17 protein-coding genes are annotated in these 26,282 nt (G+C 45.0%); 5 read left to right on the plus strand and 12 right to left on the minus strand.

Annotation, left to right across the window (positions count from 1 at the left end):
- The 10 genes from UQW94_RS10685 to hemL form a co-directional block, all read right to left on the minus strand.
- Complete coding sequence (locus UQW94_RS10685) at nt 1–1,740, minus strand: glycoside hydrolase family 9 protein (protein ID WP_322142232.1); 1,740 nt, start codon at nt 1,738–1,740, stop codon at nt 1–3.
- Nucleotides 1,741–1,807: 67 nt separating this feature from the next.
- Nucleotides 1,808–2,803, minus strand: coding sequence for an ABC transporter ATP-binding protein (locus tag UQW94_RS10690; RefSeq protein ID WP_213885647.1), 996 nt, complete (start codon nt 2,801–2,803; stop codon nt 1,808–1,810).
- A gap of 47 nt (nt 2,804–2,850) precedes the next feature.
- Nucleotides 2,851–3,834, minus strand: a complete 984-nt coding sequence (locus UQW94_RS10695) for an ABC transporter ATP-binding protein (RefSeq protein WP_005386550.1) — start codon at nt 3,832–3,834, stop codon at nt 2,851–2,853.
- Between the two features lie 2 nt (nt 3,835–3,836).
- A complete protein-coding gene (locus UQW94_RS10700; RefSeq protein WP_130545024.1) occupies nt 3,837–4,862 on the minus strand; it encodes an ABC transporter permease in 1,026 nt (341 codons plus the stop codon).
- A 2-nt stretch (nt 4,863–4,864) separates the two neighbouring features.
- On the minus strand, nt 4,865–5,851 hold the full coding sequence (locus tag UQW94_RS10705; RefSeq protein WP_005380038.1) for an ABC transporter permease: 987 nt from the start codon (nt 5,849–5,851) through the stop codon (nt 4,865–4,867).
- A 170-nt stretch (nt 5,852–6,021) separates the two neighbouring features.
- Nucleotides 6,022–7,704: an ABC transporter substrate-binding protein gene (locus UQW94_RS10710; RefSeq protein WP_005380037.1), complete on the minus strand. Its 1,683-nt coding sequence runs from the start codon at nt 7,702–7,704 to the stop codon at nt 6,022–6,024.
- A 781-nt stretch (nt 7,705–8,485) separates the two neighbouring features.
- Nucleotides 8,486–11,872, minus strand: a complete 3,387-nt coding sequence (locus UQW94_RS10715; protein WP_005380036.1) for a response regulator — start codon at nt 11,870–11,872, stop codon at nt 8,486–8,488.
- A 226-nt stretch (nt 11,873–12,098) separates the two neighbouring features.
- A complete protein-coding gene (gene rsmC / locus UQW94_RS10720) occupies nt 12,099–13,124 on the minus strand; it encodes a 16S rRNA (guanine(1207)-N(2))-methyltransferase RsmC (protein ID WP_005380034.1) in 1,026 nt (341 codons plus the stop codon).
- Between the two features lie 76 nt (nt 13,125–13,200).
- Nucleotides 13,201–14,286 carry an AI-2E family transporter gene (locus tag UQW94_RS10725; RefSeq protein WP_005386541.1) on the minus strand — a complete coding sequence of 362 codons (1,086 nt, stop codon included), beginning with the start codon at nt 14,284–14,286 and terminating at the stop codon, nt 13,201–13,203.
- 345 nt (nt 14,287–14,631) lie between these two features.
- On the minus strand, nt 14,632–15,927 hold the full coding sequence (gene hemL / locus UQW94_RS10730; protein ID WP_054576317.1) for a glutamate-1-semialdehyde 2,1-aminomutase: 1,296 nt from the start codon (nt 15,925–15,927) through the stop codon (nt 14,632–14,634).
- Nucleotides 15,928–16,173: 246 nt separating this feature from the next.
- Between hemL and erpA the strand changes: the two genes are divergently transcribed.
- From erpA to vmeK, 3 genes are all read left to right on the plus strand, one after another.
- The gene (erpA, locus tag UQW94_RS10735) at nt 16,174–16,515 is read left to right on the plus strand and encodes an iron-sulfur cluster insertion protein ErpA (protein WP_005380031.1); all 342 of its coding nucleotides are present in this window, start codon (nt 16,174–16,176) and stop codon (nt 16,513–16,515) included.
- A 105-nt stretch (nt 16,516–16,620) separates the two neighbouring features.
- Nucleotides 16,621–17,736, plus strand: coding sequence for an efflux RND transporter periplasmic adaptor subunit (locus tag UQW94_RS10740; protein WP_005380030.1), 1,116 nt, complete (start codon nt 16,621–16,623; stop codon nt 17,734–17,736).
- Nucleotides 17,737–17,745: 9 nt separating this feature from the next.
- A complete protein-coding gene (vmeK, locus tag UQW94_RS10745; protein WP_054576316.1) occupies nt 17,746–20,850 on the plus strand; it encodes a multidrug efflux RND transporter permease subunit VmeK in 3,105 nt (1,034 codons plus the stop codon).
- A gap of 64 nt (nt 20,851–20,914) precedes the next feature.
- Here vmeK and UQW94_RS10750 read toward each other — a convergent pair whose 3' ends face one another.
- A complete protein-coding gene (locus tag UQW94_RS10750; RefSeq protein WP_005386530.1) occupies nt 20,915–22,207 on the minus strand; it encodes a peptidoglycan DD-metalloendopeptidase family protein in 1,293 nt (430 codons plus the stop codon).
- A gap of 130 nt (nt 22,208–22,337) precedes the next feature.
- On the opposite strand from UQW94_RS10750, the gene tyrS reads away from it, so the two are divergent.
- Nucleotides 22,338–23,525 carry a tyrosine--tRNA ligase gene (gene tyrS, locus UQW94_RS10755; protein WP_017820416.1) on the plus strand — a complete coding sequence of 396 codons (1,188 nt, stop codon included), beginning with the start codon at nt 22,338–22,340 and terminating at the stop codon, nt 23,523–23,525.
- Nucleotides 23,526–23,943: 418 nt separating this feature from the next.
- Entirely contained in the window at nt 23,944–24,789 is an 846-nt protein-coding gene (locus UQW94_RS10760) for a magnesium transporter (protein WP_005380062.1), read from the plus strand.
- Here UQW94_RS10760 and dacB read toward each other — a convergent pair.
- Nucleotides 24,768–26,189, minus strand: coding sequence for a serine-type D-Ala-D-Ala carboxypeptidase (gene dacB, locus UQW94_RS10765; protein ID WP_017820417.1), 1,422 nt, complete (start codon nt 26,187–26,189; stop codon nt 24,768–24,770). The two genes, UQW94_RS10760 and dacB, sit on opposite strands and share 22 nt — an antisense overlap.
- Nucleotides 26,190–26,282: the final 93 nt, after the last annotated feature.

Here is a 26,282-nt window from a genome sequence, read left to right on the forward strand (position 1 = left end):
TTATTCTTCCTTCATATTTTTAGAGGTCGCCAACTGAGAAACATGCTGAGCTTGACTGATTATCGCGAGTAAGTACCAAGCGCCATGCGGGATCCATTGTTCGCCCCAGCGCCAGTTTTGTAACACGTCTTCTTTTTGTGCTGGTGGATTAAATGCAATGTCTTCCTCGTCTTCAAAGCCGCCAGTGATTCCGTTACACACGCCACCTTTTGCGTTGAAGAAACCATATTGAGGGAGGTAATCAGGGTTGTTACGACCATGGCCATCTAGCATGCACATGTCGTATGGGTTTAAGCCTACAACCCAGTTCAATGCATCTTGAGCAAACACAGAAAGTTGTTGCAGTACTTCTTGCGACGCTATATGCGGTTGAGCAAGGTACGCCATGGTCGCGAGTGAGCCCAGTCGAGCATTCTCGCCTTGCCACCAATAGCCGGATTCATTGTTGTGTGCGACAAAAAATGCCTCGCGTTTTGACTCATTTACGCCTTTAACATATTGGCGAGGGTAACCGAATGGGTTGATCACTTTATTCGATATTGTGATCTCAAACTCACACGCTAGGTTGACGATACGTTTTACCGATTCCGCTCGTGCTGAGTCGTCTTCAATTGATAGATATTCGCATAGGGCAATAACTGGTAGACCAGCTTCGGCTGCGTGAAAATATGGACGGCTGCCGTCTTGGTTTGCTGACCAAAAGTGTTGAATCTGCTCGTCGCTCATTTGGCGTGCAACTAAACGTTGCGCCCACAAACGGCTCTCTTTCAAGTAGCGAGTTTCTTTGGTTGCTTTAAACAGTTCTACACAAGCCAGTAGCGCACAGTATTCGTCGATAATGTTTTCTTCCCCATCATTGAGGTACTGTGTATTGTGCTCTTTTAAGTGCCAGTAACCATTTTCGGCAGCGTTGCGGTATTTTTGTTGATCGTATTCACCGTGAACACTTAAACGCGACGCTGCCGCTAGCGCTGCAATGGCGACACCGCCACCTTGTCGAAAGCCTGCTTGATAGTCGTCAAATTTGTGACCAAGTTGAGTTTCGTACGCGCAAATCTCGCGTTGCGCAGTATCTTTGCTCCACTTGTCAAAGACCGTCATGTAGAAAAAGCCTTTTTCGTTTTGCATACGCACAAGAAAGTCTGCACCGAACAGGGCTTCTTCAATCAGACGTGTACGTGTGAAAGCTGCAATGTCTTCGCTTCCTTCAAGCAACGAAACCCCTTTTAGGATGTTCCAAACCACCATTGGGGTTTGTTGAGGATTCAGATAATTCGCGTATGAAAGGTGACTTAAATACTTGCTAACGTCTCCTGATGCGTCGTACCAGCCGCCGTGTACATCAACCTTTTTATTGGAGTTTAGTACTGGAAGTTGTCGATCTTGTTGATCGAAGATCCCGCCGCAACGTTGCGATTTGAAGTAGTGGATCACATCTGACAAAGTTTGATCCAACAGAATGTGTTCGCCAACGATGAAAGAGGAAGAGCGCGTATCTTCTACTTGCAAGAAATAGTCACCTGACGTTGTGAAAGAGGAAAAGTCGATGAGGTAGAAATAGCCCTGATGCCAGTTCGCCACTTTACCTTGTTCTTCAACCGCAAAAGTTGCCACGGTTTGCTCGCTAGTGGTACAAATCAATTGAGCAGTGTAAGAAGACAAGTGTGGTTGTTCGGTCTGGATAATGGCTTTCTTTGGGCCCAGACGTTCATAACCAATGTGGTTAGTCAGTAGCAGCATTCAATGTCTCCGGGAAACGATAAAAACAGGAATGGGCCAGGCTGAACCTGACCCTCGTTCGTTATGATTAATCTTCAAATAAGTAACAGCGGACAAAGTGGTTGTCGGACAGTTGAGTGACGCCCGGTAGTCGTTCGCGACATTTGTCGGTAGCGTGTACACAACGTCCAGAAAATGGACAGCCGACAGATTCTGGTGTCCAAAGTGGGATTTCCCCTTTGTTGCCTTTCAGTTTCTCGTGAATAGACTTCGATGGATCTGGAACCGCAGATACCAACAGTTGCGTATATGGGTGTTGAGGATCGTGAATGATTTCTTCAGTATCGCCCCATTCAACCATGTGACCTACGTACATGACCGCGAGATCTTCAGCAATGTAACGCGCTGTCGCGATGTCGTGAGTGATGTAAAGAAGAGACATTTGTTTCTCGAACTTCATCTCTTCCATCAAGTTCAGAACACCGGCACGGATTGATACATCGAGCATCGATGTTGGCTCATCCGCCAATACCACTTCAGCACCAACTGCGATGTTACGAGCTAGGTTTACACGTTGACGCTGACCGCCAGATAGCTGGTGCGGGAACTTTTGCGCCGTTTCTTTTGGTGGAATAAGACCAACTTGTTCAAGTAGGTCGTACACACGCTCTTCCAGTTCTTTCTTGTTGCCCGGTGCTACTTTCTTATGAATCAGCAGCGGGCGCGCAATATGGTGGAAGATATTGTGCGTTGGGTTTAGCGAGCCAAACGGGTCTTGCCACACCATTTGTACACCTTCACGGTAGGTCATTAAATCGTGACGAGAGGTGATGTCTTGGATATCACGACCTTTGTATTCAATGATGCCATCGGTTGGTGCGTACATTTTTGCAATCATTTTTGCAGTAGTAGACTTACCTGAACCAGATTCACCTACCACTGACAAGCCGCGGCTCTTGTACATTTTGAAAGAGACGTCGTTGATTGCGCGCATCTTAGATTGTTTGATTGAGTTACTGTTTAAAGGGAAGTCCTTAACGACATTTTTACCCTCAATCAGCAGTTCGCCGAATTGTTTGCTCATAATTCTCTCCAGTGTAATTTTTGTTCTTAGCTAGCGTTTTTTTGTTGTTAAACCTTAGCTTGAGCAATGGTGTCGCCGTACAAATGGCAATTTGAGAGGCGACCTGGTTCAATTTGACGTAATTGGGTTGGTACACGTGTACATGCTTCATGTACGCGGTCGCAACGAGCTTGGAAGCGGCAGCCTTGTGGAACTTCTAGCAAGTTCAACGGGTTACCTGGAATACCAGTCAATTTGGTCTTTGGTCCAGTTAGTGGAGGGAAAGAGCTACCCAAACCTTTGGTGTAAGGGTGGTAAGGACTTTCCAGAATTTGCTTAGAAGGCGCGACTTCAATCAACTCACCTGAGTACATGATGCCGATACGATCCGAGAACTCGACCATCAATGACAAGTCATGTGTGATGAATAGAATTGAGAAACCAAACTCTTCTTTAAGCGCGTAAATTTTTTGTAGAATTTCACGTTGAACCACTACATCCAATGCGGTAGTCGGTTCGTCCATGATGATCATTTTTGGGTTCAGAGCCAAAGCGATTGCGATTACTAGACGTTGACGCATACCACCAGAGAACTGGTGCGGGTAATCACTCAATCGGCTAGGGTGGATATCAACGATTTCCAGCAGACCTTCAGCGCGTGTTTTTGCTTGAGCGCGAGTCATATTGGTATGACGCATGATGACGTCACAGAACTGCTCTTCCATGGTTAAAACAGGGTTCAAAGCGTTCATCGCACTCTGGAATACCATCGACATTTCACTCCAGCGGAACGCTTGCATGCGATCATCGCTGTACTGAAGGATATCTTCACCGTTGAAGATAACCTCACCACCTGTGATAAACGCTGGCGGCTTATGAAGGCGCATTAGTGAGAAGGCAACAGTGGATTTACCACAGCCAGATTCACCAGCCAGACCGAATACTTCACCTGGTGCAATGTCGAAGCTCACGTTGTTACAGGCGCGGACATCGCCCGCGTCTGTGATGTAGTCTACGCATAGGTTACGGATGGAAATTAGTGGTGCAGTCATGATTATTTATCTCCGCTCCATAGTGCATTTTGTGGTGCCAGTTCAGGCTCACGTTCTTTCTTGTCTTTTGCTGCTAGTTTTTTCCAGCGTTTCATGCCTTTGTGAGAACGAAGTTGAGGGTTCGCAATTTCGTCAACGGCAAAGTTCAACAGAGCAAGACCAGTAACCAGTAGTGTTAGGGCAATACACGGTGCTAGGACTTCCCACCATGCGCCAATCAGCATGGCTGATGAGGTTTGCACGTTGTAAAGCATGATGCCCCAACTGATCGTGTTGGCATCACCCAAACCTAGGAACGAAATGACCGCTTCAGTGTTGATCGCCAGCATTACTGAGCCAATGAAGCTCGCACCGACAATTGGGATAAGGTTTGGTAAAATCTCAACGAAGATGATGCGGAATGAAGACTCTCCCAATACTTCGGCAGCTTTAACGAACTCTTTCTCGCGTAGTGCCATAGTTTGAGAGCGGACAACACGTGCACCCCATGCCCAAGAAGTACCAGCGATAATCAAGGCAATGGTGAGTGGGCCTGCTTCACCGATAAAGGCCGCCAGCACGAATAGCAATGGATACTGCGGAATTACTAACATGATGTTCATTGCGGCACTCAATATGTCATCCACTTTACCGCCGAAGTAACCTGCCGATATACCAATGACTGTTGCTAAGAAACACACGATGATGCCAGCACCAAAGCCTACACCCAGTGATACTCGTGCACCGTAAGCCACCTGCGACCAGATATCGCGACCCATTCGGCTAGTACCTAATACGTGGTCGGCCTTTTTAGACATAAGCAGTGTACGACGATCGTCTGCTAGGTTTTTAGCGACCCAACCATCAGGGTTGTTTTGTGCCTGTTTTACAACAAAGCTTGGGTATTCGTGTGGGTTACCGGTTCGCTTGTCTGGCGCATGCTTTGTAAGTAAAGGAGCGGCAATCGCAACGAACACGAACAGCGTAACAATGCCAAGACCAATGCGAGCAAATGCGTTACCTAAAATAAGTTTGAATAGTTCTTTCATGATTATTTGCCTCCCGTACGTAGGCGAGGGTCTAGAATCATGTACAGCATGTCAGCCATTAAGTTGAAGCACAGCATGAACATCGTCATGATAATTAACTGACCTTGAAGTACTTGGTAGTCACGAGCGTGAATTGCGTTCAATAGAACAGTACCTAGGCCTGGGTAGTTGAAAATCATCTCGATGATTAATTGACCTCCAATGGCCATACCTAAAGACATAGACAGTGCGGTAACACTTGGAAGTAGTGCGTTACGTGCGGCGTAATTAAAGACGACGCGGTTTTCACTCAGCCCTTTACCTTTAGCCATCGTGATATAGTCTTCGGCGAGAAGGTTGATCATGTTGTTACGCATGTTAACTAGGAAGCCACCAATTTGAACGATGGTTGCACAGAATAGAGGTAGTACAGCGTGGTAACCCACGTTCTTGATGAACTCCCAGCTTGTCCAATCAGGAATAGTACCTGGCGTGTAAGCATAGCCAGATGGGAACCATTTCAGGCCAATCGCAAAGGTAAACAGCGCTAACATTGCGATAACCATTTGTGGAATAGCTTGAATGATCAATGTGCCAGGCGTTACGAATGCATCGTACTTACTACCGCGCTTCCAGGCGGCAAAAATACCAAGGACAGAAGCGATGGAGAAAGAAAGTACAACCGCAGTACCAGCTAGAAATAGTGACCAGCCAAATGCACTACCTAGTAAAGAATTAACTGAAAGTGGGTAGAACTGGATTGAGGTGCCCAATTCCCAACTTAGAATGTTTTTAATGTACGAGAAGTACTGAATGTAAATTGGCCCATCAACGAAACCGAGCAGTTCTTTCATTGCTGCGATTCGTTCTGGAGTCACCTGTACTGAAGCATTAGCAAACATCATGGTAACTGGGTCACCAGGCATTGCTCGCGGAATAATAAAGTTTAACGTCGCTGCAACTAAGAGCGCGACAAGATAGAACGACAAACGTCTTAAAAAATAACCCATAACTCACACCTTACTCACCCAGATTTTTTCCCTGTTTCTGGTTTCAGGTCGCTCCTAGCGAAATTTAGAGCGAAAAATCCCCTGACGACGAGCGCCACATATTGGTTTCGTTAACAAGGGATTTTTATAGGCGGCACACGGGATGTATGCCGCTTGAAATGAACTTCTACTTATTTAACTGGTTTTAGGTCCAGTACGTGAAGTAGACGCTCTGGGATACCTGCCCAAATGTTTGGACGGCCCTTAGGGTTTTCTTCGTTCCACCAACCAGTGAAGCGAGTTGTGTTGTATTGGTACATGTACGCGCCAGATAGCACAGGAATAGTTACTTGGTCCTGAGCAATGATCTTCTGAATGCCATGAGCGATCTCTAGTTGTTCTTGCTTATCTGCTGTCTTGTAGAAGCTGTTAAGAAGACCGTCTAGCTTATCGTTCTTGTAGAAGTGCATTGCAAAGCGAGGCATGCCATCACCAGCTTGTAGCTTCGAGTTGTAGCCACTATCCCAGTACAAGTGTGGATCTGCACCGTGGAAGTAGTTGGTGTAAGCAACGTCGTAAGTACCTTCTAGCATTGCTTGGTTGTATACCGAGAAGTCCGGTGTACGAGCACGAGCTTTAATGCCCACTTCTGCTAGTTGCTCAACGGCTAGTTGTACTGTGTTGTTGAAGTCAGTCCAACCGTTTGGTGATTGAATTAGAAGCTCGAAAGACTTGCCAGATGGTGTATCCACAAAGCCATCTTTGTTTACATCTTTGAAGCCAGCTTTAGCTAGAAGCTTTTTCGCACCTTCCGCGTTGTATGTGTTGTAGCCTTTGTACTTGTTGTGTGTCTCTTCATCAGACCAAGCTTCGAATGCGTAGCCAAGGCCAGATGCGAAGTCGTTCACTGTACCGCCGCCGTAGAAAGCGATATCAATGATAGTTTGACGGTCTAGCGCCATAGAGAACGCACGACGGAAGTCAACGTTAGTTAGCGCTTCGTTTTTCGCAGCGTCTGGGTTTTTGAAGTTCACTACAAATGCTTGAGTACCCGCTGGTGGGTACCAGTAGTGGTGATTCGGACTTGCTGCAGCGTACGTACGGTCGATGTCTGGTACGAATGAAGACGTCCAGTCCATTTCGCCGTTAACGATCTTGCCCAAGAATTGGTCGTTGTTCGCGATTTGTGGCACACGCAGACAGTCTACATCTAGGTTGTCAGCATCCCAATAATTCGGGTTCTCACACTGGATATATAGCTGCGGTGTGAAAGTGTCGATTTCAGTAAATGGACCACTTCCTACTGGATTTTCGTTTGTGAATGTAGCTGGATCTTTTACTTTGCTCCATACGTGCTTAGGTACGACGGGTACTTTCGCAATTTCGTAAGGAACGTTTGAGTTTGCTTCGCTTAGACGGAATTTAACTTGGTAGTCGTTAACTTTTTCTACGCCAGTCACCCAAGAGTTGATACCAGACTGGTCTAGCTCTGGCTTCTCTTTCACTAGGTTGAAAGAATAAACAACGTCATCAGCGGTAAACGCTTTGCCATCAGACCATTTTACGCCCTTACGGATATCGAAGGTTACGCTCATCAGGTCATCAGCCATGGTAAAGTTTTCTGCTAGACGAAATACAGGCGTGTTACCGTGCATTTCGTTAAAAACAACGAGCGGCTCGTAAATAAAGTCGGTTGTTGTGTGCAGGTTAGTTGCACCCAAGAAAGGGTTAAAGTTACGAACGAAAGTTGTAAACTCTTTAGGGTGGATAGTCAGTTCACTGCGTTCAGCCGCAGTAGCTACCGATGCAAAACCTGTAGTAGCCGTTGCAATAATTGCTGTTGCTAGTGCTGTTTTTTTAATATTGGCAAGCATAGCTGTTCCTTACTATTTGCTTTCATTTCACTAAATGGAATTGAATGTCATCAATTGATAAACACTCTCTAAGACCTACCTCTTGTACATGCCTTACTCATTACAACATTGAGTTTCGCCAAGAGTGGCCTGTAGGCCTTAGGCAGGAGTAAGAAAACACCTTATCCATAAAATAATCAAACTTGATTCCCGTTAAAAACGTTAAAATCTCTGAGCTCTCCGTTATAAACGTTATTTTGGCTAATTTTAACCAGCATTGGGCCAAAAAATAAACGTTGATATGCGTCGCAGTTTATATCCTTGTTAATAATGAGTGTTGGTGATTACTAACCTGTTGGTCCTTTTTAAATATACGTTTCCTGCTTGGTTTCTAGGTTCGGAGATCTCGCTCACATGCAGAAATGGTGTTAATTAATCAGCTAAAAATTAATCTGCCGTTCTGTTGTGATTAAGTTCGCAATCTCTATCAATAGTTCGTCAAAATCCGCTTGTTATCTGAAAAATGGCCTTTTTTATCGACAGTTTTCTTCCGTTTGTCGTCCTTTTTTTATTGTATGAATGAAGTTTTTTGGTTGCTCGAACTTACCTAATTAAGGCCAGTTAAATGGATAAGATCGTACGTTTTGAAGACCAACAATAGATAGCGATGTCTAACCGAATGTTCGTTATTGGAAATATGTTAATGGGGTAGGAAGAGGCGGTCTCTTTTATCTCTAGGAAGGGAATACTCGAATAACAAAAAAGCCCAGCATGCACGCTGGGCTAGTTTTTTTGATAAATATTAGCTGGTCAATAGTCGCTGTAGTTTATCTCGTTGTGCTTCTATGTATGCTCTCTCGGGGCTCTGTTCTTTGCAGTGTTCGAGAATGAACTCTATCGAGCTTAGCACCGTTCTCCAACGTGGTGTTTTGGGTAATGTTTCTATACGCATGTATTTATCTAAAGTGCGTGTTTGCAAAGTACTACGGTCTAGATAAACGCGCCACAAGCCACTTTGCTCTGCAAATGCGAACTTACTTTCACCCGTTACAGATTCCCAATACTCTAAAGCATGTGTCATTGCGTCTACTAGAACTTCTCGCATAAGTTCTTGCTTGTCTTTTTTATTACCGAGCGCTTTGTCTGCAAGGCGCGTAAATTCTCCGCCAAGCTCTTTTAGCTTTTGCAATTGGTCTTTGTCACCATCAAATGCATAACTTGAAAGCACTTCTACGGCGGTTTCTAGATTATGTATGCGAGCGGCACTGGCTCCACCGCCGACATTAAAGATGTACATGATATCTAACCCTGAACCTTCAGGGAGCTTAAGAATGTCTGCTTCGATGTTCTGACGAATATCTTCAATATAGATATCAATCTTGCCACAGTAATGAGGTTGTTTGACGGTCAGATATTTAGGGGCAATCAGCTCATCAGCAGATGAACGCTTTAGCTGTTCTAAGCTGCGCTTGAATAGCTTACAAGCAGCTTCGTTAGCAAAGCGAATACGCTTGTCTTCACGTAGACAGATGATAGCTTCAGGAGCCGATTCTAGCTGTTCCAACAAACGACCTTGAGTCTCAAGTAAGCTTGCTTCAACGACTGCACGCTGTCTAAGTTCAGACTCTAGCACTTTGTTTTCCATATGGCGCATTTCTGCTTTACTTGCCGTTAAATGCGCTTGGATACGTGCCGCCAACTCTTGTTTATTAAATGGTTTCGATAAATAGTCGTTGGCTCCTGCCTCAAAACCTCTTACACGATCTTCTGTTTGACTGAGTGCGGTGAGCATAATGATTGGCAACTCGGCATGATCATAGGTTTCACGTAGTTCACTACAAACTTGGTAGCCGCTCATGCCTGGCATCATGATATCCAATAACAGAAGTTCCGGCTTCTCTTGCTCGACGAGCGCTAACGTTTCTGGCCCATCGGAGACGGTACGCACACGATAGCCTTCTAAACGTAAAAAGCTTTCAAGCACGCGTAAGTTTACTGGTTCATCGTCAGCAACATACAGTAACGGGCCGTCTGGGTTCTCTGGAAGTGATAAGTCTTCACTGTTCTCTACATTAACTTCAGGAATTTGGAAGTGCCCGTGCGCAGCTAGAGTCTGGGTTGCTTGGATTTCTTCTTCACTGGCGAGCGGTAAAGTGAAACTGAAGGTAGTTCCGACCATTGGTTGGCTACTGACGTATAACGAGCCTCCCATTAATTCGATCAATTGACGGCTAATGGAGAGCCCAAGTCCTGCACCTTGACGATAACGGCTCGCGTCTTGCCCTGCTTGGATGAGTGGTTCAAAAATATGTTCAAGTTGTTCTGCGGGAATTCCTTGTCCAGTATCCACAACTTGTACGCGTACATGATCATCTACCACATTAGCGGAGATAACAATTTTACCTTCTGAGGTGTATTTAATCGCATTGCCAATCAGGTTATATAGCACTTGTTCAAGGCGTTGCGGGTCAGCCGACACTGCTTTTAAATCCGCAGGGACTTGGTTGATGATGCGGATGGTTTTACTTCCAAGTAAATGGCTAGAAAGCTCTAAAACCAATCGTGTTGCACTGCCCAAACTCACTGCTGATTTCTGGATATCCATGCTTCCATAACGCATTTTATGATAATCCAACAAGTCATCGACTAGATTAGCGAGACGCTGACCACTTTTAATGATGATATCAAGCTGATATTTCTGGCTAGCGGGGATCGCACCATTGGCGCCGGACGCTAAGGTTTCAGCAATCCCGACCATGCCGTGTAACGGTGTACGAAGTTCATGAGAAGTCGTGGCTAAGAACTCATCTTTTAATTTATCGGCCAATTGCAGTTCTTCATTCTGTTTCTGAATGATCTGTATGTTGCTTTCTAGTTCTTCATTTTGCTTCTTAATGGTTTGAATCTTCTCTCGAATAGAGCGTTGCATTCGTTCAAAGCTTAACGCAAGCCGACCAATTTCATCTTTACGAACCGTATTAAAAGACGTGTCATCAAGATCCCCTGCAGAGACCTTTTCGGCAACCCAAGTCAATTTCAGCAACGGAGAAGTGATAAAGTTTGATAAATAGTGAGAAGCGATCACCACAAGGATAATGGCGATCAACATAGCGATAACGAATAGTTTTTCGAGTTGATGGATACGAGCGAAAGCTTCGTTTTCTGGTAACTGTACGACGAGCGCCCAAATCACACCACGAGTTTCAATCGGTGCATAAGCCGCGATGATTTCTTCACCTAAGCCGTTCGTGTAAGTGCCGACACCAAACGCACCAGAGAGTGCTTTATCGATCACTTCTAAACTGTTCTTAATGTCGTCTTGTTTCGTGTTAATTGTGCGAGGTTGGTGATCATTTCCAACCAGCAGGGTGTTAATGGATGACTCTCGATTAGCGTCTGCGGCTAACTTAGTGATGCCATTATTTGGCAAGCGGAACATGGCATAGCTGTGTAGATAACCTTGCTGAACAATTGGTGCACCTAGCCAAGCGACTGATTTACCCCCTTCCAGCTCGAAGTCAGACACAATCACAGGAGTGTAGTCTTCGTTTACTTTTCGACGTTCAGTCACATCATCGGCGAGACGCTTGAAAGTTTTGCCAAGTGCCGAGTCTTTGTAGGGGCCTGATAACAAGTTCGTTCCGTAGTTATCGTCTTTGTTGATCGAGTAGGTGACGTTACCATTGATGTCGACCAGCAAAATGTCATTAAAATCAGAGCGCTTGAGGAGCTCCAAGTAGGCCCAATGATAGCGTTTATGTAAAAGTCGGTAACGTTCACTTCCTACATAGTTGGATGACTCGGGTAACGTTGAGGTTTTGATTTGGTCTCCGCTGCCCTCGATGTAGCGCTGTTGGGCGTTTTTACGAGACTCTTCAATATCATTGCCTAAACGACTAAAAGCATTGACGAGACCGTAGAATCGGCCACCACTGGCGTAAGCCAACTCTGAGCGCACAAAGCCCATGACTTCGGTTTCTCGTGCCTCAAAGTAGTCGATGATTTGCTGCTGTTTTGTATCTCGAACAGACAGTAAGTGCGAGGTGCTTTGTTCTTGCAGATCTTTACTGTGGGACTGCAAGAAAAAGATCGCAGTAATGGTAAGAGGTGTGATACTGAGCACCAGAAATGCGGTCATCAGTGTACTCTGAAGGCGCTTAAATTTCTGTTTTTTGTAGAATTTAAACATGGATAAGATTACAACTCATAATGGGCAGTTCTAAAACATAATTCGCTGCCGAGGTTCTCGTTAAAAACGGATAAGATGTTCAACTAGATAGAATTAACAAAATTAACGAGTTTTTTTTCTTTGACAAGAAAGTTAGTTGTAAAGCGTGCAGGGTGACGCAGTTTTTCTTATGAGTGTTGAATTTATGAGAAAAAATCGCGCAGGTTTGTGCCTGCGCGGAGGGAAGTTATGATTTTTTCGCGTAGTAGATAGAAAATTTATTGGTCTTATTTAGCGTCTCGCAATTATTAAACGCCCGCTCGATAATTGGTGGGTATTTTAAGAAGCTATTCGCGACAATCACCATTTCGCCGTCTTTGGTTAGGTATTGTGGCGCCTGACCCAACAAGGTTTCCGCTGCGTTGTAATTTGTGTCTAGACCACTGTGGAATGGCGGGTTGCTGACGATAAAGCGGTAGTCTTTTTCGGTATCCGAGTATATATCTGATGCAAATACGCGTCCGGATAAACCATTCGCTTCTAATGTGGCTTGGCTAGAAGTGATCGCATAAGCATTAATGTCACACATCTCAATCGCGATCTCTGGATTCGCTTTCGCCATAAACGCACCGAGTACACCTGCACCACAACCAAAGTCGAGCACTTTGCCCGACAGCTTAGGTAAGGTTTCAAGCAGCAATCGGCTACCTAAGTCGAACTCGCCATGGCTGAATACGCCAGGTAGGCTCTTAACCGCTAGCGACTGCTCACCGAGTGTAACAGTGTAAGACTTAAACCAATCTGCTTGGTTGAAAGGTTTTGGTTCATTGAGGCAATTACCCCAGTAAAATGAGCAGCGACGAGCAGAGTCGTACTTGTTCACAGGGCCGTATTCTTGGAACATCTTCTCGATGCTCTTGATGCCGGAGCGGTTTTCACCAACGATGACGATTTCGGTGTTAATGCCCAGTTTCGCCATCAACATCGCCAGCAAGTATTCTGCTTCGGCTTTTGCTTTTGGCCAGTATAAAAGGACCATGTCTGCTTTTGTTTCAACATCAAACACAGAGCCAAAATGACTTTTCACTTTGTCAGAGGTTTGAATTTGGCGGTAGTAGCTATAGTTGGAAGTAAACACTTCAACAGACTCACAATGAGCCACTAACTCAAGAGGAAATAGGTCTTCAACTTCACCAGCGACTAAAACGTGTTTTCCATTGAAGTATTCAAGTTGGCGCTGAGCTATTTGGCTAGGAGCGATATAAGCAGACATAAATTTGGTTCATCAGAAATAATTTGGGGCAGATTTTCGCACAATCTGCCCCAAGCTTGAAGTGATTAAGCGGTGACTAGCTGTTGTCTTGTTGGTTAAGGAAGTCTTTGAATTCTTCCTCGTAGATATTAAACAGTACCATGGTCACGGCAAAAATAAGTGGGCCGTAGATAAGACCAATCAAACCAAACAGATGCAGACCACCCAGTAATGAGAAGAAAATCATAAGGGTATTCATGCCGGCGCTGCCTTGCATTAGCAACGGACGCAATAGGTTATCTATAGAGCCAACGACGACTACACTCCACACCGTCAAGAAGATAGCCCAAGTCATATCGCCTGTTAAGAACAAGTACGCTGCTGCAGGAATCCAGATTAGCGCGGTTCCTACCACTGGAATGAATGATGCAAAGCCCATCATCGTTCCCCAAAATAGCCCAGGGAAGCCAGCTAGCCACATACCGATGCCGCCAGCCAAACCTTGAGCAATCGCTGTCATGAATGAGCCCATCACGGCTGATTTAGAAACTTGCTCTATCTCTGTCAATATGCGGTCTTCTTGGCTACGTGAGAGTGGCAGGATATGACGAATCGCAGAGATAATTTTGTCGTGGTCACGAAGCAGAAAAAACAGCACAAACAGCATCAGGAAGAAGTTCATTAGGAAGTTGGTTGCGTCTCCTAAAATCTTTGCGCTGATAGCAACTAAGTTAGAGCCAAACGATGTAGCAAATTGACCAATTTTCTCAGCAATGGCTTTGGGCTCGATTTTATCAAAAGGTAAGTACTCATTAACAATCGCTAAGCCTTTGATAACGAAAGGATGTTGGAATATATCTTGGATGCCACCATTGGTAACCCAATTATATGTATTTTGTGAGAAAACAGAGCCTTGCTGAACAATGGCTGCAAACACAAATAAAAGCGGGATAACAATAATAAACGTCAAGACGACACATGACAGCAGTGCTGCCATATTTGGGTGCTTGGGAATTTTCTGCTCAAACCATTCGTGTATCGGAAACATGAGCAAAGAAATGATAAAAGCCATCACAATGGAATTGATATATGGCTCAACCAATAAGTAGCAAGCAAAAGCAGCGGCGAGTAAAGCAACCATTAGTACTCGGTGACTCGACGTTATTTTTACATTATTTGGCATGGTATTAGTCCAACTTACAGGTGACGTTTACGGTTTATGCCTTCAATGATGGCGTGTAACCTTTATTACTTTGCACTCTTAACTCTTTCAAGCTTATGACAATGCCGAATTAGAGCAGGGCGATGTACCTTGCTATAATGACTACAAATCAGTCGGTTATCAATCAAGAGATGAGCTATGGGTTGTTGCAACGGTGATAAAAAGTGTCAAACCGAGAAAAAAGCTAAGCGAATACCGTGGTTTGGCATTGTCGTTGGGGTATTAGCGATATTGGTTATTTTGAATTGGCAATAAAAAAGGACCGTTACGGTCCTTTTCTAAATGCGTTATCGCCGTTTTTAGCGATTATTTCGCTTCTTCTGCAAGAACAGCAAAACAGCGGTCAGCAGCTTCTAGTGTGGCATCAATCTCTTTTGAACCATGAGCGAGTGAAGTAAAGCTCGCTTCAAACGCAGATGGCGCAAGGTAGACACCGTGTTTTAGCATTAAGTGGAAGAAACGCTTGAAGCGTTCTATATCGCACTTCGTTACGTCTTCGTAGCAAGTTACTTTTTCTTGGTCAGTGAAGAAGAAGCCGAACATACCGCCCACTTGGTTAACAACTAGCGGAATACCGTGTTTTTCTGCTAGAGACTTAAAACCTTCAGCAAGTTGTTTCGTTTTAGAAGCTAGGCGCTTTTCGTTGCCTTCTTCTTTTAGAAGGTTCAAACATGCGTAGCCTGCTGCCATTGCGACAGGGTTACCGGAAAGGGTACCAGCTTGGTAAACTGGGCCTGTAGGTGCAACGTATTGCATCACTTCTTTACGGCCACCGAAAGCACCTACTGGCATACCGCCACCAATCACTTTACCCAGTGTCGTTAGGTCGGGTTTGATGTTGTAGTGTGCTTGCGCGCCGCCTAGAGCAACACGGAAGCCTGTCATTACTTCATCAAAAATTAGTAGCGCGCCTTCTTGATCACAGATTTCACGTAGCCCTTCGTGGAAGCCTTCCACTGGTGGAATACAGTTCATGTTGCCTGCTACTGGCTCAACGATGATACAAGCAATTTCGCCTTTGTTAGCAGCAAATAGCTCGCGTACAGAATCTAGGTCGTTGAATGTTGCTGTTAGCGTGTGCTTAGCAAAATCTGCAGGAACGCCAGGAGAGCTTGGCTGACCTAGAGTTAGTGCACCAGAACCTGCTTTTACTAGCAAGCTGTCAGCGTGGCCGTGGTAACAACCTTCAAATTTCATGATCTTGTCGCGACCGGTGAAGCCACGTGCAAGGCGAATCGCGCTCATCGTAGCTTCAGTACCAGAACTTACCATGCGGATTTGCTCCATTGATGGAACAAGCTCAGAAACTAATTCTGCCATCGCGATTTCAAGTTCTGTTGGCGCACCGAAGCTAAGACCGCGTTGCGCTGCATCAATTACTGCTTCGCGGATAACCGCGTGGTTGTGACCAAGAATCATTGGACCCCAAGAGCCAACGTAATCAATATACGCTTTACCATCGGCATCAAAAATCAGTGGACCGTCTGCTCGTTCGATAAATAGCGGAGAGCCGCCAACGCCGTTGAATGCACGAACTGGTGAATTGACACCGCCAGGGATGGTTTGCTGAGCTTTTTGATACAGCTCTGATGATTTGGTCATGGGGTTATCCTCTTTTGATTTCTCGGACCAAGTGGAGCGCATTGTACCTAGCTATAATCAAGTTAGAAACGTTTTGCTTAATTTATGTGTTGTTTCGCAGTGTAATCTTATATATCCGCATCTGTTATAAAGAATCGGCGGCGAATACTTGAACGAGTTTGTCAGGTATTGGATAATCGTCTCAATTAGCACAAATTTGACGTCTTGCTTCAGGCTTGACGCATTACACGAGTGAGAGAGGTCTTCGTGAGCGAAGTAAACGTACCATTATCTTTTTCTGACGCAGCAGCATCTCGCGTTAAAGCATTGATTGCTGAAGAAGAAAACCCAGCATTGAAACTGCGCGTATACATTACTGGCGGCGGCTGCAGCGGCTTCCAATACGGCTTTACTTTTGATGAAAATGTAAACGAAGGCGATACGACAATCGTAAACAGTGGTGTAACACTGGTTGTAGACCCTATGAGTCTGCAATATCTCGTTGGCGGTATTGTTGACTACACAGAAGGGTTGGAAGGAGCGCGCTTCTTCGTAAATAATCCAAATGCAACGACAACATGTGGTTGTGGTGCATCGTTCAGTGTGTAATTAACACCTAACAGGCAGCTAATGGCTGCCTGTGCTTTATGTAGAAGGATGTCACGTAAAGCGCACGCTCGCAGATATGCAGAGAAATAATAAAAAGGACTTTATATGTCTGGACTTTCTTTTGGGCGCCGAATTGTCGAGCGCCCTTGGCTAGTATCTCTTATCCTCGTCTTACTTCTTGTTGCATGGCTAACCATCGGCCAACTCAAAGCACAAGATGATCATCCTAACTCTTCAACATCCACGAACACAACACCACTTGCAAAGGTGATGTTTGATACTTTTCTTGCCGAACCTACCAGTAAAACCATTGAATTGTATGGACGAACAGCGCCCAATCGTCAAGCGCGTCTTGGCGCCGAAGTTGCCGGTAAAATAGTCAGTCTTAACATAAAGAAAGGCCAAGCGGTCAAACAGGGACAAGTGATCGCAAACATCGATAAGCGCGACCTTGGCATTCAACTTAAACGGGCCCAGGCGATGCTGTTGGTTAAAGAGAAAGAGTTTAATGCAGCTAAATCGCTAAAAAGTCGCGGACTGCAAGGTGAGGTTGCATTTGCGACAGCGCAAGCAGCGTTGGTAGATGCACGTGCGAATTTGAGTAACGTGCAAACGGCTTTAAGAAATACTGAGGTTAAAGCGCCATTTGATGGCATCGTAGATCATCACTTTGTTGAGTTAGGTGATTTTGTCGGGATTGGCGATCCTATTGCGACGGTCATTGATTTGGATACTTTAGTGATTGAAGCCGATGTCAGTGAACGGCATATACAATATCTTAAGGAAGGCCTAGAAGCCGACGTAAGAACCATTAACCAACAGCATCATCAAGGTCGTGTGCGCTACATTGGACGTGTTTCTTCTGCTTCTACTAATACGTTTCCAATTGAAATCGAAATTGATAATCAAGACGCAAGAATTCCTGCTGGTATGAGCGCAGAAGTACAGCTGCCTTTGAGTGAAGTGTTGGCAGTAAAGATTACGGCTGCCATGTTAGCACTAGATGAAGAAGGTAACTTAGGTGTCAAGACACTGCGTAATGAGCATGTTGAGTTTGTTCCAATTCAACTCGTTAAGGCCGAGGATGATGGTGTGTGGCTCTCTGGGTTAGGAGAGCGTGTAGACATTATCGTGCTGGGACAAGGTTTTGTGCGAGATGGTGATCAAGTACTGGCCAATAAAGTTGATGACGTAGTTATTGAAGCGGCTAATGAGCAGTAAGGAGCACCTATGTACACTCTGATTGATGCTGCGTTATCTCGCGCTCGCACTATGCTGACATTGTTGGTGATGATATTAATTGCAGGTGTCATTACTTACGTCACAATCCCCAAGGAATCGAGCCCTGATATTACCATTCCTATTATCTACGTTTCTGTTGGGCATCAAGGCATTTCTCCTGTCGATGCCGAGCGTTTATTAGTTCGGCCAATAGAGCAAGAGTTGCGCTCTATTGAAGGCGTAAAAGAGATGACCTCTGTGGCATCAGAAGGTCATGCTTCGGTGACGCTGGAATTTAGTGTCGGAGTGGATCTTGATAAAGCGATGGCAGATGTGCGTGATGCGGTTGATCTTGCGAAGCCAAAGTTACCAGAGGACAGTGATGAGCCAACGGTAAACGAAGTCACGTTTGCATCTGAAGAGCCTGTTTTGACCGTTGTGCTCTATGGCACCGTACCAGAGCGAACCATTGTTCAGATTGCCAGAACGTTACGTGATCGTTTGGAAAGTTTCCGTCAGATTCTTGAGGTTGAAATCGCAGGAGATCGCGAAGACATCGTGGAGATAGTTGTCGATCCGCTATTGATGGAAAGCTACGGTCTCGATCAAGCGGATATCTATAATTTAATTGCCTTGAATAACCGAGTTGTGGCTGCGGGGTTTGTCGATACTGGGTATGGACGCTTTTCGGTAAAAGTCCCATCGGTTTTTGATTCACTGAAAGATGTGCTTGAACTACCTATCAAGGTGAATGGAAAAGAGGTGATCACTTTTGGCGATGTGGCGACAGTACGGCGTGCATTTCGCGATCCTGAAAGTTTTGCTCGTTTAGATGGCGAATCTGCCATCGTTTTGGACGTAAAAAAACGGGCAGGGGAAAACATCATTGAAACGGTTGAGCTGGTAAAAGAAGTACTGGCTCAGGGACAGAAGCGCGCCGAGTGGCCCGACAATTTGCAAGTTAAATACACTTGGGATCAATCCGACGATGTCAAATTGATGCTCAGTGATCTACAAAACAATATCTTATCCGCAATTATCCTCGTAGTTATCGTCATTATTGCCATATTGGGGGTTAGGACCGCGCTTCTCGTGGGGATTTCTATTCCAGGATCGTTCTTGACTGGGTTGTTGGTGTTATCGGTATTTGGGCTGACGGTCAATATCGTCGTACTGTTTGCTTTAATTATGGCAGTAGGCATGTTGGTGGATGGTGCCATTGTGGTGACAGAGTTTGCAGATCGGCGCATGCAAGAAGGAACGCCACGTAAAGAAGCCTATCGAGATGCCGCAAAGCGAATGGCCTGGCCTATTACCGCATCCACAGCAACCACATTGGCTGCGTTTGCTCCGTTACTTTTCTGGCCAGACATCACTGGTGAGTTCATGAAGTACTTACCACTTACTTTAATTGCTACTTTGGCCGCTTCTCTGATGATGGCTTTATTGTTCGTTCCTGTCATCGGTGGGATCATTGGCAAGCCTCAAGTAGTCAATCAGAAAGCTCAGCGAGAAATGGTTGAGCTGCATAACGGCAACTTTGAAAAAGCGACAGGCATTACCAAGCTTTATTACCAGACTCTGTCGGTAGCGATTCGTCATCCATGGAAGGTCTTACTCAGCGCGATACTGCTAGCGGCAGGTGTCGGCTTCACTTACAACAAAGCTGGCTTGGGTGCAGAGTTTTTCCCTGAGGTGGACCCTGCCTTTTTTACCGTTAAAGTTCGTTCTTATGGTGACCTGTCTATTCACGAAAAAGATGTTGTTATGCGCGAAATCGAGAAGGTGATGCTCGGTCATGACGAGTTTGAAAGTGTCTACACGCGCACAGGATCGAGCGATAATGGGGACGAGATTGGCCAGATTCAAATAACGCCTGTGGATTGGCAGTATCGACGCAAAGTGAAAACCATTATTGAGGAACTAAAAGAGACGACAGACCGCTTTTATGGTGTTGAACTTGAGTATAAATTCCCGGACGCAGGACCGCCTGTCGAGCATGATCTCGTGATTGAAGTGTCATCACGAAATTTGAGTGTTAGTGCGTTAGATGAAGCAGCCAAAAAAGTACGACATTGGGCTGATGGTAATCCTGCACTGACCAACTTGAGTGATACCACTAATAAGGAAGGGATTGATTGGCAAATTGATATCCAGCGAGATGACGCCTCTCGCTTTGCAGCGGATGCTACTTTAGTCGGGAATACCGTCCAGTTTGTTACGAACGGCTTGAAAATAGGCGATTATTTGCCCGATGATGCGGATGAAGAAGTCGATATTTTGGTGCGCTATCCGCAAGATAAGCGCGACATAGGTCGATTTGATCAACTGAGAGTGAAAACGGCAGCTGGTCTGGTACCGATTACGAATTTTGCTCAAATCAAACCAGATCATAAGCAAGACACTATTCGTCGGGTCGACAGTCATCGAGTTATCAATATTAAAGCGGATATGGTGGAAGGTTACAATTTGGCGCTTGAGTTACCTAAGATTGCCGCTGGAATGGAACAGCTCGACTTACCGGAAGGCATTGAATATAAGATTCGGGGTCAAAATGAAGAGCAGGAAAACTCATCAGCATTCTTGCAAAATGCTTTTATTGTCGCGCTTGGTGTGATGGCTTTGATTTTAATTACGCAGTTTAATAGCTTTTATCAAGCTTTCTTAATCCTTAGTGCAGTGCTGTTTTCTACCGTTGGTGTCTTCGCCGGGTTACTTATTTTCCAAAAGCCATTTGGCATCATTATGTCGGGAATTGGAGTGATTGCGTTGGCTGGTATCGTGGTAAACAACAATATTGTTTTAATCGATACTTATAATCAGATGCGTAAACGTGGCTTAGAAAAATCTGAGGCTATTTTGCGTACGGGTGTGCAGCGTTTAAGACCCGTTTTACTTACGACGGTGACCACCATATTAGGCTTATTGCCAATGGTGTTAGAAATGAACATCGACTTAGTTAATCAGAAAGTGGAGTTTGGCGCACCAAGCACTCAATGGTGGTCTCAGCTTGCGACCGCTGTCGCGGGTGGTTTGGCGTTTGCGACTTTGCTAACGTTAGTTCTGACACCGTGTTTGCTTATGCTCGGGAGAGAGCATCACTCCGAACAGTAAGCTTTATCGTGATGATATCGACAAAACAAAAAGGGCAGCTTCGCTGCCCTTTTCAATACCTGGCTTACTTCATTGCTAGCAGTTTGCTGTAGCGTTCAAGCTTGTCCATGCTAATTTTCGCGTTTGCCATGAAAGTTTGTCTCGCTTTGCCTGTCAGGGATTTAGATTGTGGCAAATTCACCGTGCGCGGGTTTTTATGGACACCATTCACAAGGAACTCATAGTGCAGGTGAGGGCCAGTTACACGGCCAGTTCCGCCAAGCGTACCAATGGTTTGGCCTTGCTTAACGCGTTGACCAGCTCGTACAGTACGTTTGGTTAAGTGCAGGTACTTGGTAATGTAAGTATTGCTATGTTTAATGAAAACGTAGTTACCATTAAATTTGTTGTAAGACGATTTTTGAACAACGCCATCACCAGCCGCCCAAATCGGGGTGCCCACTGGTGCCGCATAGTCCGTGCCTCTATGAGGACGAACGCGTCCCGTCACTGGATGTAAGCGGCGTGGGTTGAAATTAGACGAAACTCGACGGAAGTCCAACGGCGCGCGTAAGAATGCTTTTTTCATTGCACGCCCATTTTCGTCGTAATACTTGCCACTTTTCTGATCCAATATTGCGGTAAAGGTATCGCCTTGGTTTTTAAAGATCGCAGCAATGATTTTTCCACGGCCGATTACTTCACCTTCTACCACTTCCTCTTGGTAAAGTACTCGGAAGCTGTCGTTTTTACGAATATCTAAAGCAAAGTCGATGTCCCAACCAAATATGCCAGCCAGTTCCATGATTTGGTTACCATTTAATCCAGAAGATATTCCTGCATTCCAAAAGTTTGATTTGATGGTGGCTTCAGCGTAGTTGTACTGGAAGTCGACTTCTTTTTTATCAACTTCAGAAACGTACTTGCCGTCTTTTAATGTGATACGAAAAGTCTCGAACGCGCTTAGTGTTCTTCTTAGCTGCACCAAGTCGTTATTTTCGTCAAAACCAAATTGCAATCGGTCACCAGGTCGAAGCCGAGTTAACTGTTTTTCCACTTCTTTGTCTGATGACACCAGTTCATGTAATAGACGAGCAGAAAGCCCTACGCGACTAAATAAGATGGCAGCACTCTCGCCATTTTTTACTTTGTATGTTTCCCAGCGCAGCACGGCAGGAACCGCAGGCGATGAACTATTTAGTGCACTGAGTTCGAGGGAAACTGGCACAGGATAATGTTGACCAACTTTTAATCGGCTCTGCTGCGGGTCTAGGTCTTGCGGATCAGGTAAAAAGAAGAGCGCGAAGATAATCAGCGCACTAAAAAAACCGATCAATACTTTGTGCAAGAGTGGAAGTCGGACAAAAATCGAATGCATGAGGTACTTGATTGCTAAATTAAACGGAAAAAGTGACAACTACCTAGTCTAACGTGTTTCAAAATGCATCGCTATTCAAGTAATATGTTCAGCTATTATATTTTTGCCAAATCTGTGGGAGTGAACAAGAATGGCGAGCATTGAAGCTGCACTAGCCGAGATTAAGCGCGGTGTTGAAGAGCTGATTCCAGAAGAAGAGCTAATCGCAAAACTAAAAGAAGACCGTCCTCTACGTATTAAATTGGGCGCTGATCCAACAGCACCTGACATTCACCTAGGCCATACGGTTATTTTCAATAAGCTTCGCTTGTTCCAAGAACTAGGTCATGAAGTGACGTTCCTAATCGGTGACTTCACTGCAATGGTTGGTGACCCAACAGGTAAAAACACAACTCGTCCGCCGCTAAGTCGCGAAGACGTATTGCGTAACGCTGAAACGTACAAAGAGCAAGTGTTCAAAATTCTCGATCCTGCAAAGACTAAAATTCAGTTTAACTCTGAGTGGCTGTCTGAACTGGGCGCAGAAGGTATGATTCGCCTTGCGGCAAACCAAACCGTTGCTCGTATGCTAGAGCGTGACGACTTTAAAAAGCGTTACGCGGGTGGTCAGCCAATTGCTATTCATGAGTTCATGTACCCACTTCTACAAGGCTGGGACTCAGTAGCAATGGAAACGGATGTTGAATTAGGTGGTACAGACCAGAAGTTCAACCTTCTAATGGGTCGTGAACTGCAAAAGTCTCACGGTCAAAAACCTCAGGTTGTACTGATGATGCCGCTTCTAGTGGGCCTTGATGGCGAGAAGAAGATGTCTAAGTCAGCAAACAACTACATCGGTATCAGCGAAGCGCCAAGCGAAATGTTTGGTAAAATCATGTCTATTTCTGATGACCTAATGTGGAGCTACTACGAGCTGCTCTCTTTCCGTCCTCTGGAAGAGATTGCTCAATTCAAAGCTGATGTAGAAGCGGGCAAAAACCCTCGTGACATCAAAGTATTGCTAGCAAAAGAAATTATTGCTCGTTTCCACAGTGAAGCCGATGCCGATGCAGCAGAGCAAGAATTCGTAAACCGTTTTGCGAAGAACCAAATTCCTGATGAAATGCCAGAGTTTGACTTTGACGCAGGTCGCCCAGTGAGTAATCTGTTGAAAGAAGCAGGCTTATGTCCATCATCGTCAGATGCGATGCGCATGGTCAAGCAGGGCGCTGTGAAGATTGATGGTGAAAAAATTGCGGACAGCAAATTTGCTCCAGAAGCGGGTACTTACGTGTTCCAAGTAGGCAAACGTAAATTTGCTCGTATTACTATTCAGTAATTCATAATGACTGCAAATGAAAGCGTCCGAAGGGCGCTTTTTTTGTATGAAAATTTAGCAAAAACGGCAAAGTAAAACTTCCATACCTGATGAACTTTGCTACTATACTTGCGCTGCCAATAATGGCAGCGCTATCGGAGATTTACATGAACAATACCGACCATCCTCCCAGTCGTTGGGTGAGTAAGATTAAGGGAGCGAAATAACCCGCTTCGGTATTGGCGATCTCCGCCTTACCTAAGTGGTGAGGCATCTTTTCTAATTTTCTTCTCGTTATTTCCTTCATACATTCTGAATAGACAGTGCATTCGCATTGGTTTTCTCTGTGCATCTTAATTGTTGTCTGACTTTTAGCGTGCAAGAGTGGCTTTTCATGCTTTGTCGATGGTCGTTACCAATGCCAATCGGGAGATTCGCCATGACGGTAATGAACAACACTTTTATTGAAACAACACCAAACTTTTCTGAAGTAGAAATTGGTGCAGCTCGCAATGCATTCTTGCAGTACGAGCAAGAGCAACAAGTCCATTTGCTTACGGTTATGCCGATTGATGAGGCTGTAGGTATTTTACAGCATTGCTCTGTCGGCTATGTGAATAGTCTTATTGCTCAACTTGAGCAAGCAGGTCATGACAAACGCGCACGTCATTATGCTCACCAACTGGGTCTGCATATGTCTGAAGTTGATACACCCGATGGTTATTTATCAACTAGTGTTTTAGGGCATGTAAAACAGCGTATTGGATGGATCATTGCGCTGGCTCTTTTAGGGATAGTGTCAGGCTTGATCATCGCTCAGTATGAGGACACCCTTAGTCAGCTTGTTTTACTTGCAGTGTACATGCCAGTGATTGCAGCTGCTGGTGGTAACACAGGAACACAAGCAGCAACTTTGGTGATTCGTGCTCTTGCTACTGGAGAGTTAAAAAAACGCCAATGGTTAGAAGTTTTGTGGAAAGAGAGCCGAGTCGCTCTATTTATTGCGCTAGCGATCGCTATCGTGATGATTGGACGCATTATGTTATTTAGTGCAGGACAATCAACAGGAGGCTTTGAACTAACCGATATCGCACTGGCAATAGCAGTTGCGCTGTTCATTCAAGTCACCATTTCTACAACATTGGGCGGGCTGTTGCCAATTATTGCACGAGCTTGCAAGTTGGACCCAGCCGTATTGGTGAGTCCAGTTCTTGCGTCTATCGTCGATATTTCAGGAATGTGGATTTACTTTAACGTGGTGAACTATTTCTTAGGTATTGCCTGACTAAAGTTCACAATGTCATTGTAAAAAAGCTGCTCAAAATGTGTAATCGGGGCGATGACAGGTGTGTTGTCGTCCCGTTTTTCTGGGAAGTAGTCTGAAACAAACTGAACAAAAATGGTGTTAGGTTGACCATTTTTATCCAAGCCATATCCAGCCATATTGTAAGTCCCGTAGATAGAGCCACTTTTCGCGATCAGCTGTCCTTTAATTGGAAGTTTTCGCATACTTTGTCGGTACTTTAATGTGCCGGATTCACCTGATTTCGGCATGATGGCAATCAATTTGAGTTCGTTTTCATGCTTCCAAATATAGCGCAGCATTTCAGCCATCTTGGTCGCGGAGATCCGGTTATTTCGCGAAAGTCCTGAGCCGTCTTCTAGGCGCGCATTACGAATATCAATACCAGTGTTGGCGAAAATGATCTGCTTGATCGCTTCTGTACCGTTAGTAAAACTGCCTGGCTGAACGAAAAATTTAGCACCAAGTGTTTTGGTTAATGTGTCGGCAATCAAGTTGTCAGAGTTTTTGAGCATATCTTCAAGAATGTCTGGTAAGGCCTTTGATTGATGCATTGCGATGAGCTTTCGCTGCTTTTCTGGCGCCGTACCGACCCTAATCTTTCCTGATACCCCAATGTTGAGCTCCTTGAGCAAAGTCGCCAACCTTTGACTGGTGTAACGCTCAGGGTCTTGAACCGCAAATTTCAGTGGCAATGGTTTGTCTCTTTCAACCAAGCACCCTGTTAGCTTGTAGTTGTTATCGGGATTTGCAACTAAACCTAAGTCACAATGACGACTTTTCTTAATGGTTTTAGAAACTGTTTCTACGGTACTTGTGACACGAATAGGTTGATGCTCTGGTACGTAGACCCGCGTTCCACCATCTTTTTGTGTATAGATAGAGGCTTGTACACAGTTGTTATTGAGTGTGATGGTCGATGCCGGAGCGCTGTAGCAAACTCCCAAGATATCCCACGGCCAGCCCACCGCACGGTTATAACCAGTGAATGCGCTGTTATCGAGCCATAGGTCACCGTTAATCCGTTTTAAGCCATTTTTCTTAGCTAGAGTGAGAAGTGATTTTAAGTCGTTGGTTTGGAGTGTTGGGTCGCCGACAAAGTAAATCACTGCATCTGAGTTCGACGTTTCCAGCTTGGTTCGAAACCGGAAATTATCACCCAGTTCTAGCTTTGCGGCTAATGCGGTGACGATTTTTAATGTACTCGCTGGTGGGAACAGTTGTTCGGTAGGATGAACACCGTCAAGCTCAGCATTTTCACTGAGTTTTTCCGCAACTAAACTGATGCGGGCGCCTTCAGGCAACACCTCTTGATGAGGGTACGCTTGTGAAAAAGCAGAAAGTAATGAAGAGAATATGAGCAAGGGCCAACGTAAACGCATAATGATACTTTCTAAGGTGAGTTATGTGATTGAGTATACGCAAGTCCTTTCAATATGCTAGGTAACTAAATAAATGCTTCAAATGTCTTCATG

The sequence above is a fragment of the Vibrio sp. PBL-C16 genome (assembly GCF_034321865.1).
GTDB classification, from domain to species: domain Bacteria; phylum Pseudomonadota; class Gammaproteobacteria; order Enterobacterales; family Vibrionaceae; genus Vibrio; species Vibrio alginolyticus.

Coding starts and splice junctions, on each gene's coding strand:
- UQW94_RS10710 (WP_005380037.1), bottom strand. CDS start 7,704: ATGCTTGCCAATATTAAAAAAACAGCACTAGCAACAGCAATTATTGCA.
- vmeK (WP_054576316.1), top strand. CDS start 17,746: ATGTACACTCTGATTGATGCTGCGTTATCTCGCGCTCGCACTATGCTG.
- UQW94_RS10740 (WP_005380030.1), top strand. CDS start 16,621: ATGTCTGGACTTTCTTTTGGGCGCCGAATTGTCGAGCGCCCTTGGCTA.
- UQW94_RS10705 (WP_005380038.1), bottom strand. CDS start 5,851: ATGGGTTATTTTTTAAGACGTTTGTCGTTCTATCTTGTCGCGCTCTTA.
- UQW94_RS10715 (WP_005380036.1), bottom strand. CDS start 11,872: ATGTTTAAATTCTACAAAAAACAGAAATTTAAGCGCCTTCAGAGTACA.
- UQW94_RS10725 (WP_005386541.1), bottom strand. CDS start 14,286: ATGCCAAATAATGTAAAAATAACGTCGAGTCACCGAGTACTAATGGTT.
- UQW94_RS10685 (WP_322142232.1), bottom strand. CDS start 1,740: ATGCTGCTACTGACTAACCACATTGGTTATGAACGTCTGGGCCCAAAG.
- tyrS (WP_017820416.1), top strand. CDS start 22,338: ATGGCGAGCATTGAAGCTGCACTAGCCGAGATTAAGCGCGGTGTTGAA.
- UQW94_RS10690 (WP_213885647.1), bottom strand. CDS start 2,803: ATGAGCAAACAATTCGGCGAACTGCTGATTGAGGGTAAAAATGTCGTT.
- hemL (WP_054576317.1), bottom strand. CDS start 15,927: ATGACCAAATCATCAGAGCTGTATCAAAAAGCTCAGCAAACCATCCCT.
- UQW94_RS10760 (WP_005380062.1), top strand. CDS start 23,944: ATGACGGTAATGAACAACACTTTTATTGAAACAACACCAAACTTTTCT.
- rsmC (WP_005380034.1), bottom strand. CDS start 13,124: ATGTCTGCTTATATCGCTCCTAGCCAAATAGCTCAGCGCCAACTTGAA.
- UQW94_RS10750 (WP_005386530.1), bottom strand. CDS start 22,207: ATGCATTCGATTTTTGTCCGACTTCCACTCTTGCACAAAGTATTGATC.
- dacB (WP_017820417.1), bottom strand. CDS start 26,189: ATGCGTTTACGTTGGCCCTTGCTCATATTCTCTTCATTACTTTCTGCT.
- UQW94_RS10695 (WP_005386550.1), bottom strand. CDS start 3,834: ATGACTGCACCACTAATTTCCATCCGTAACCTATGCGTAGACTACATC.
- UQW94_RS10700 (WP_130545024.1), bottom strand. CDS start 4,862: ATGAAAGAACTATTCAAACTTATTTTAGGTAACGCATTTGCTCGCATT.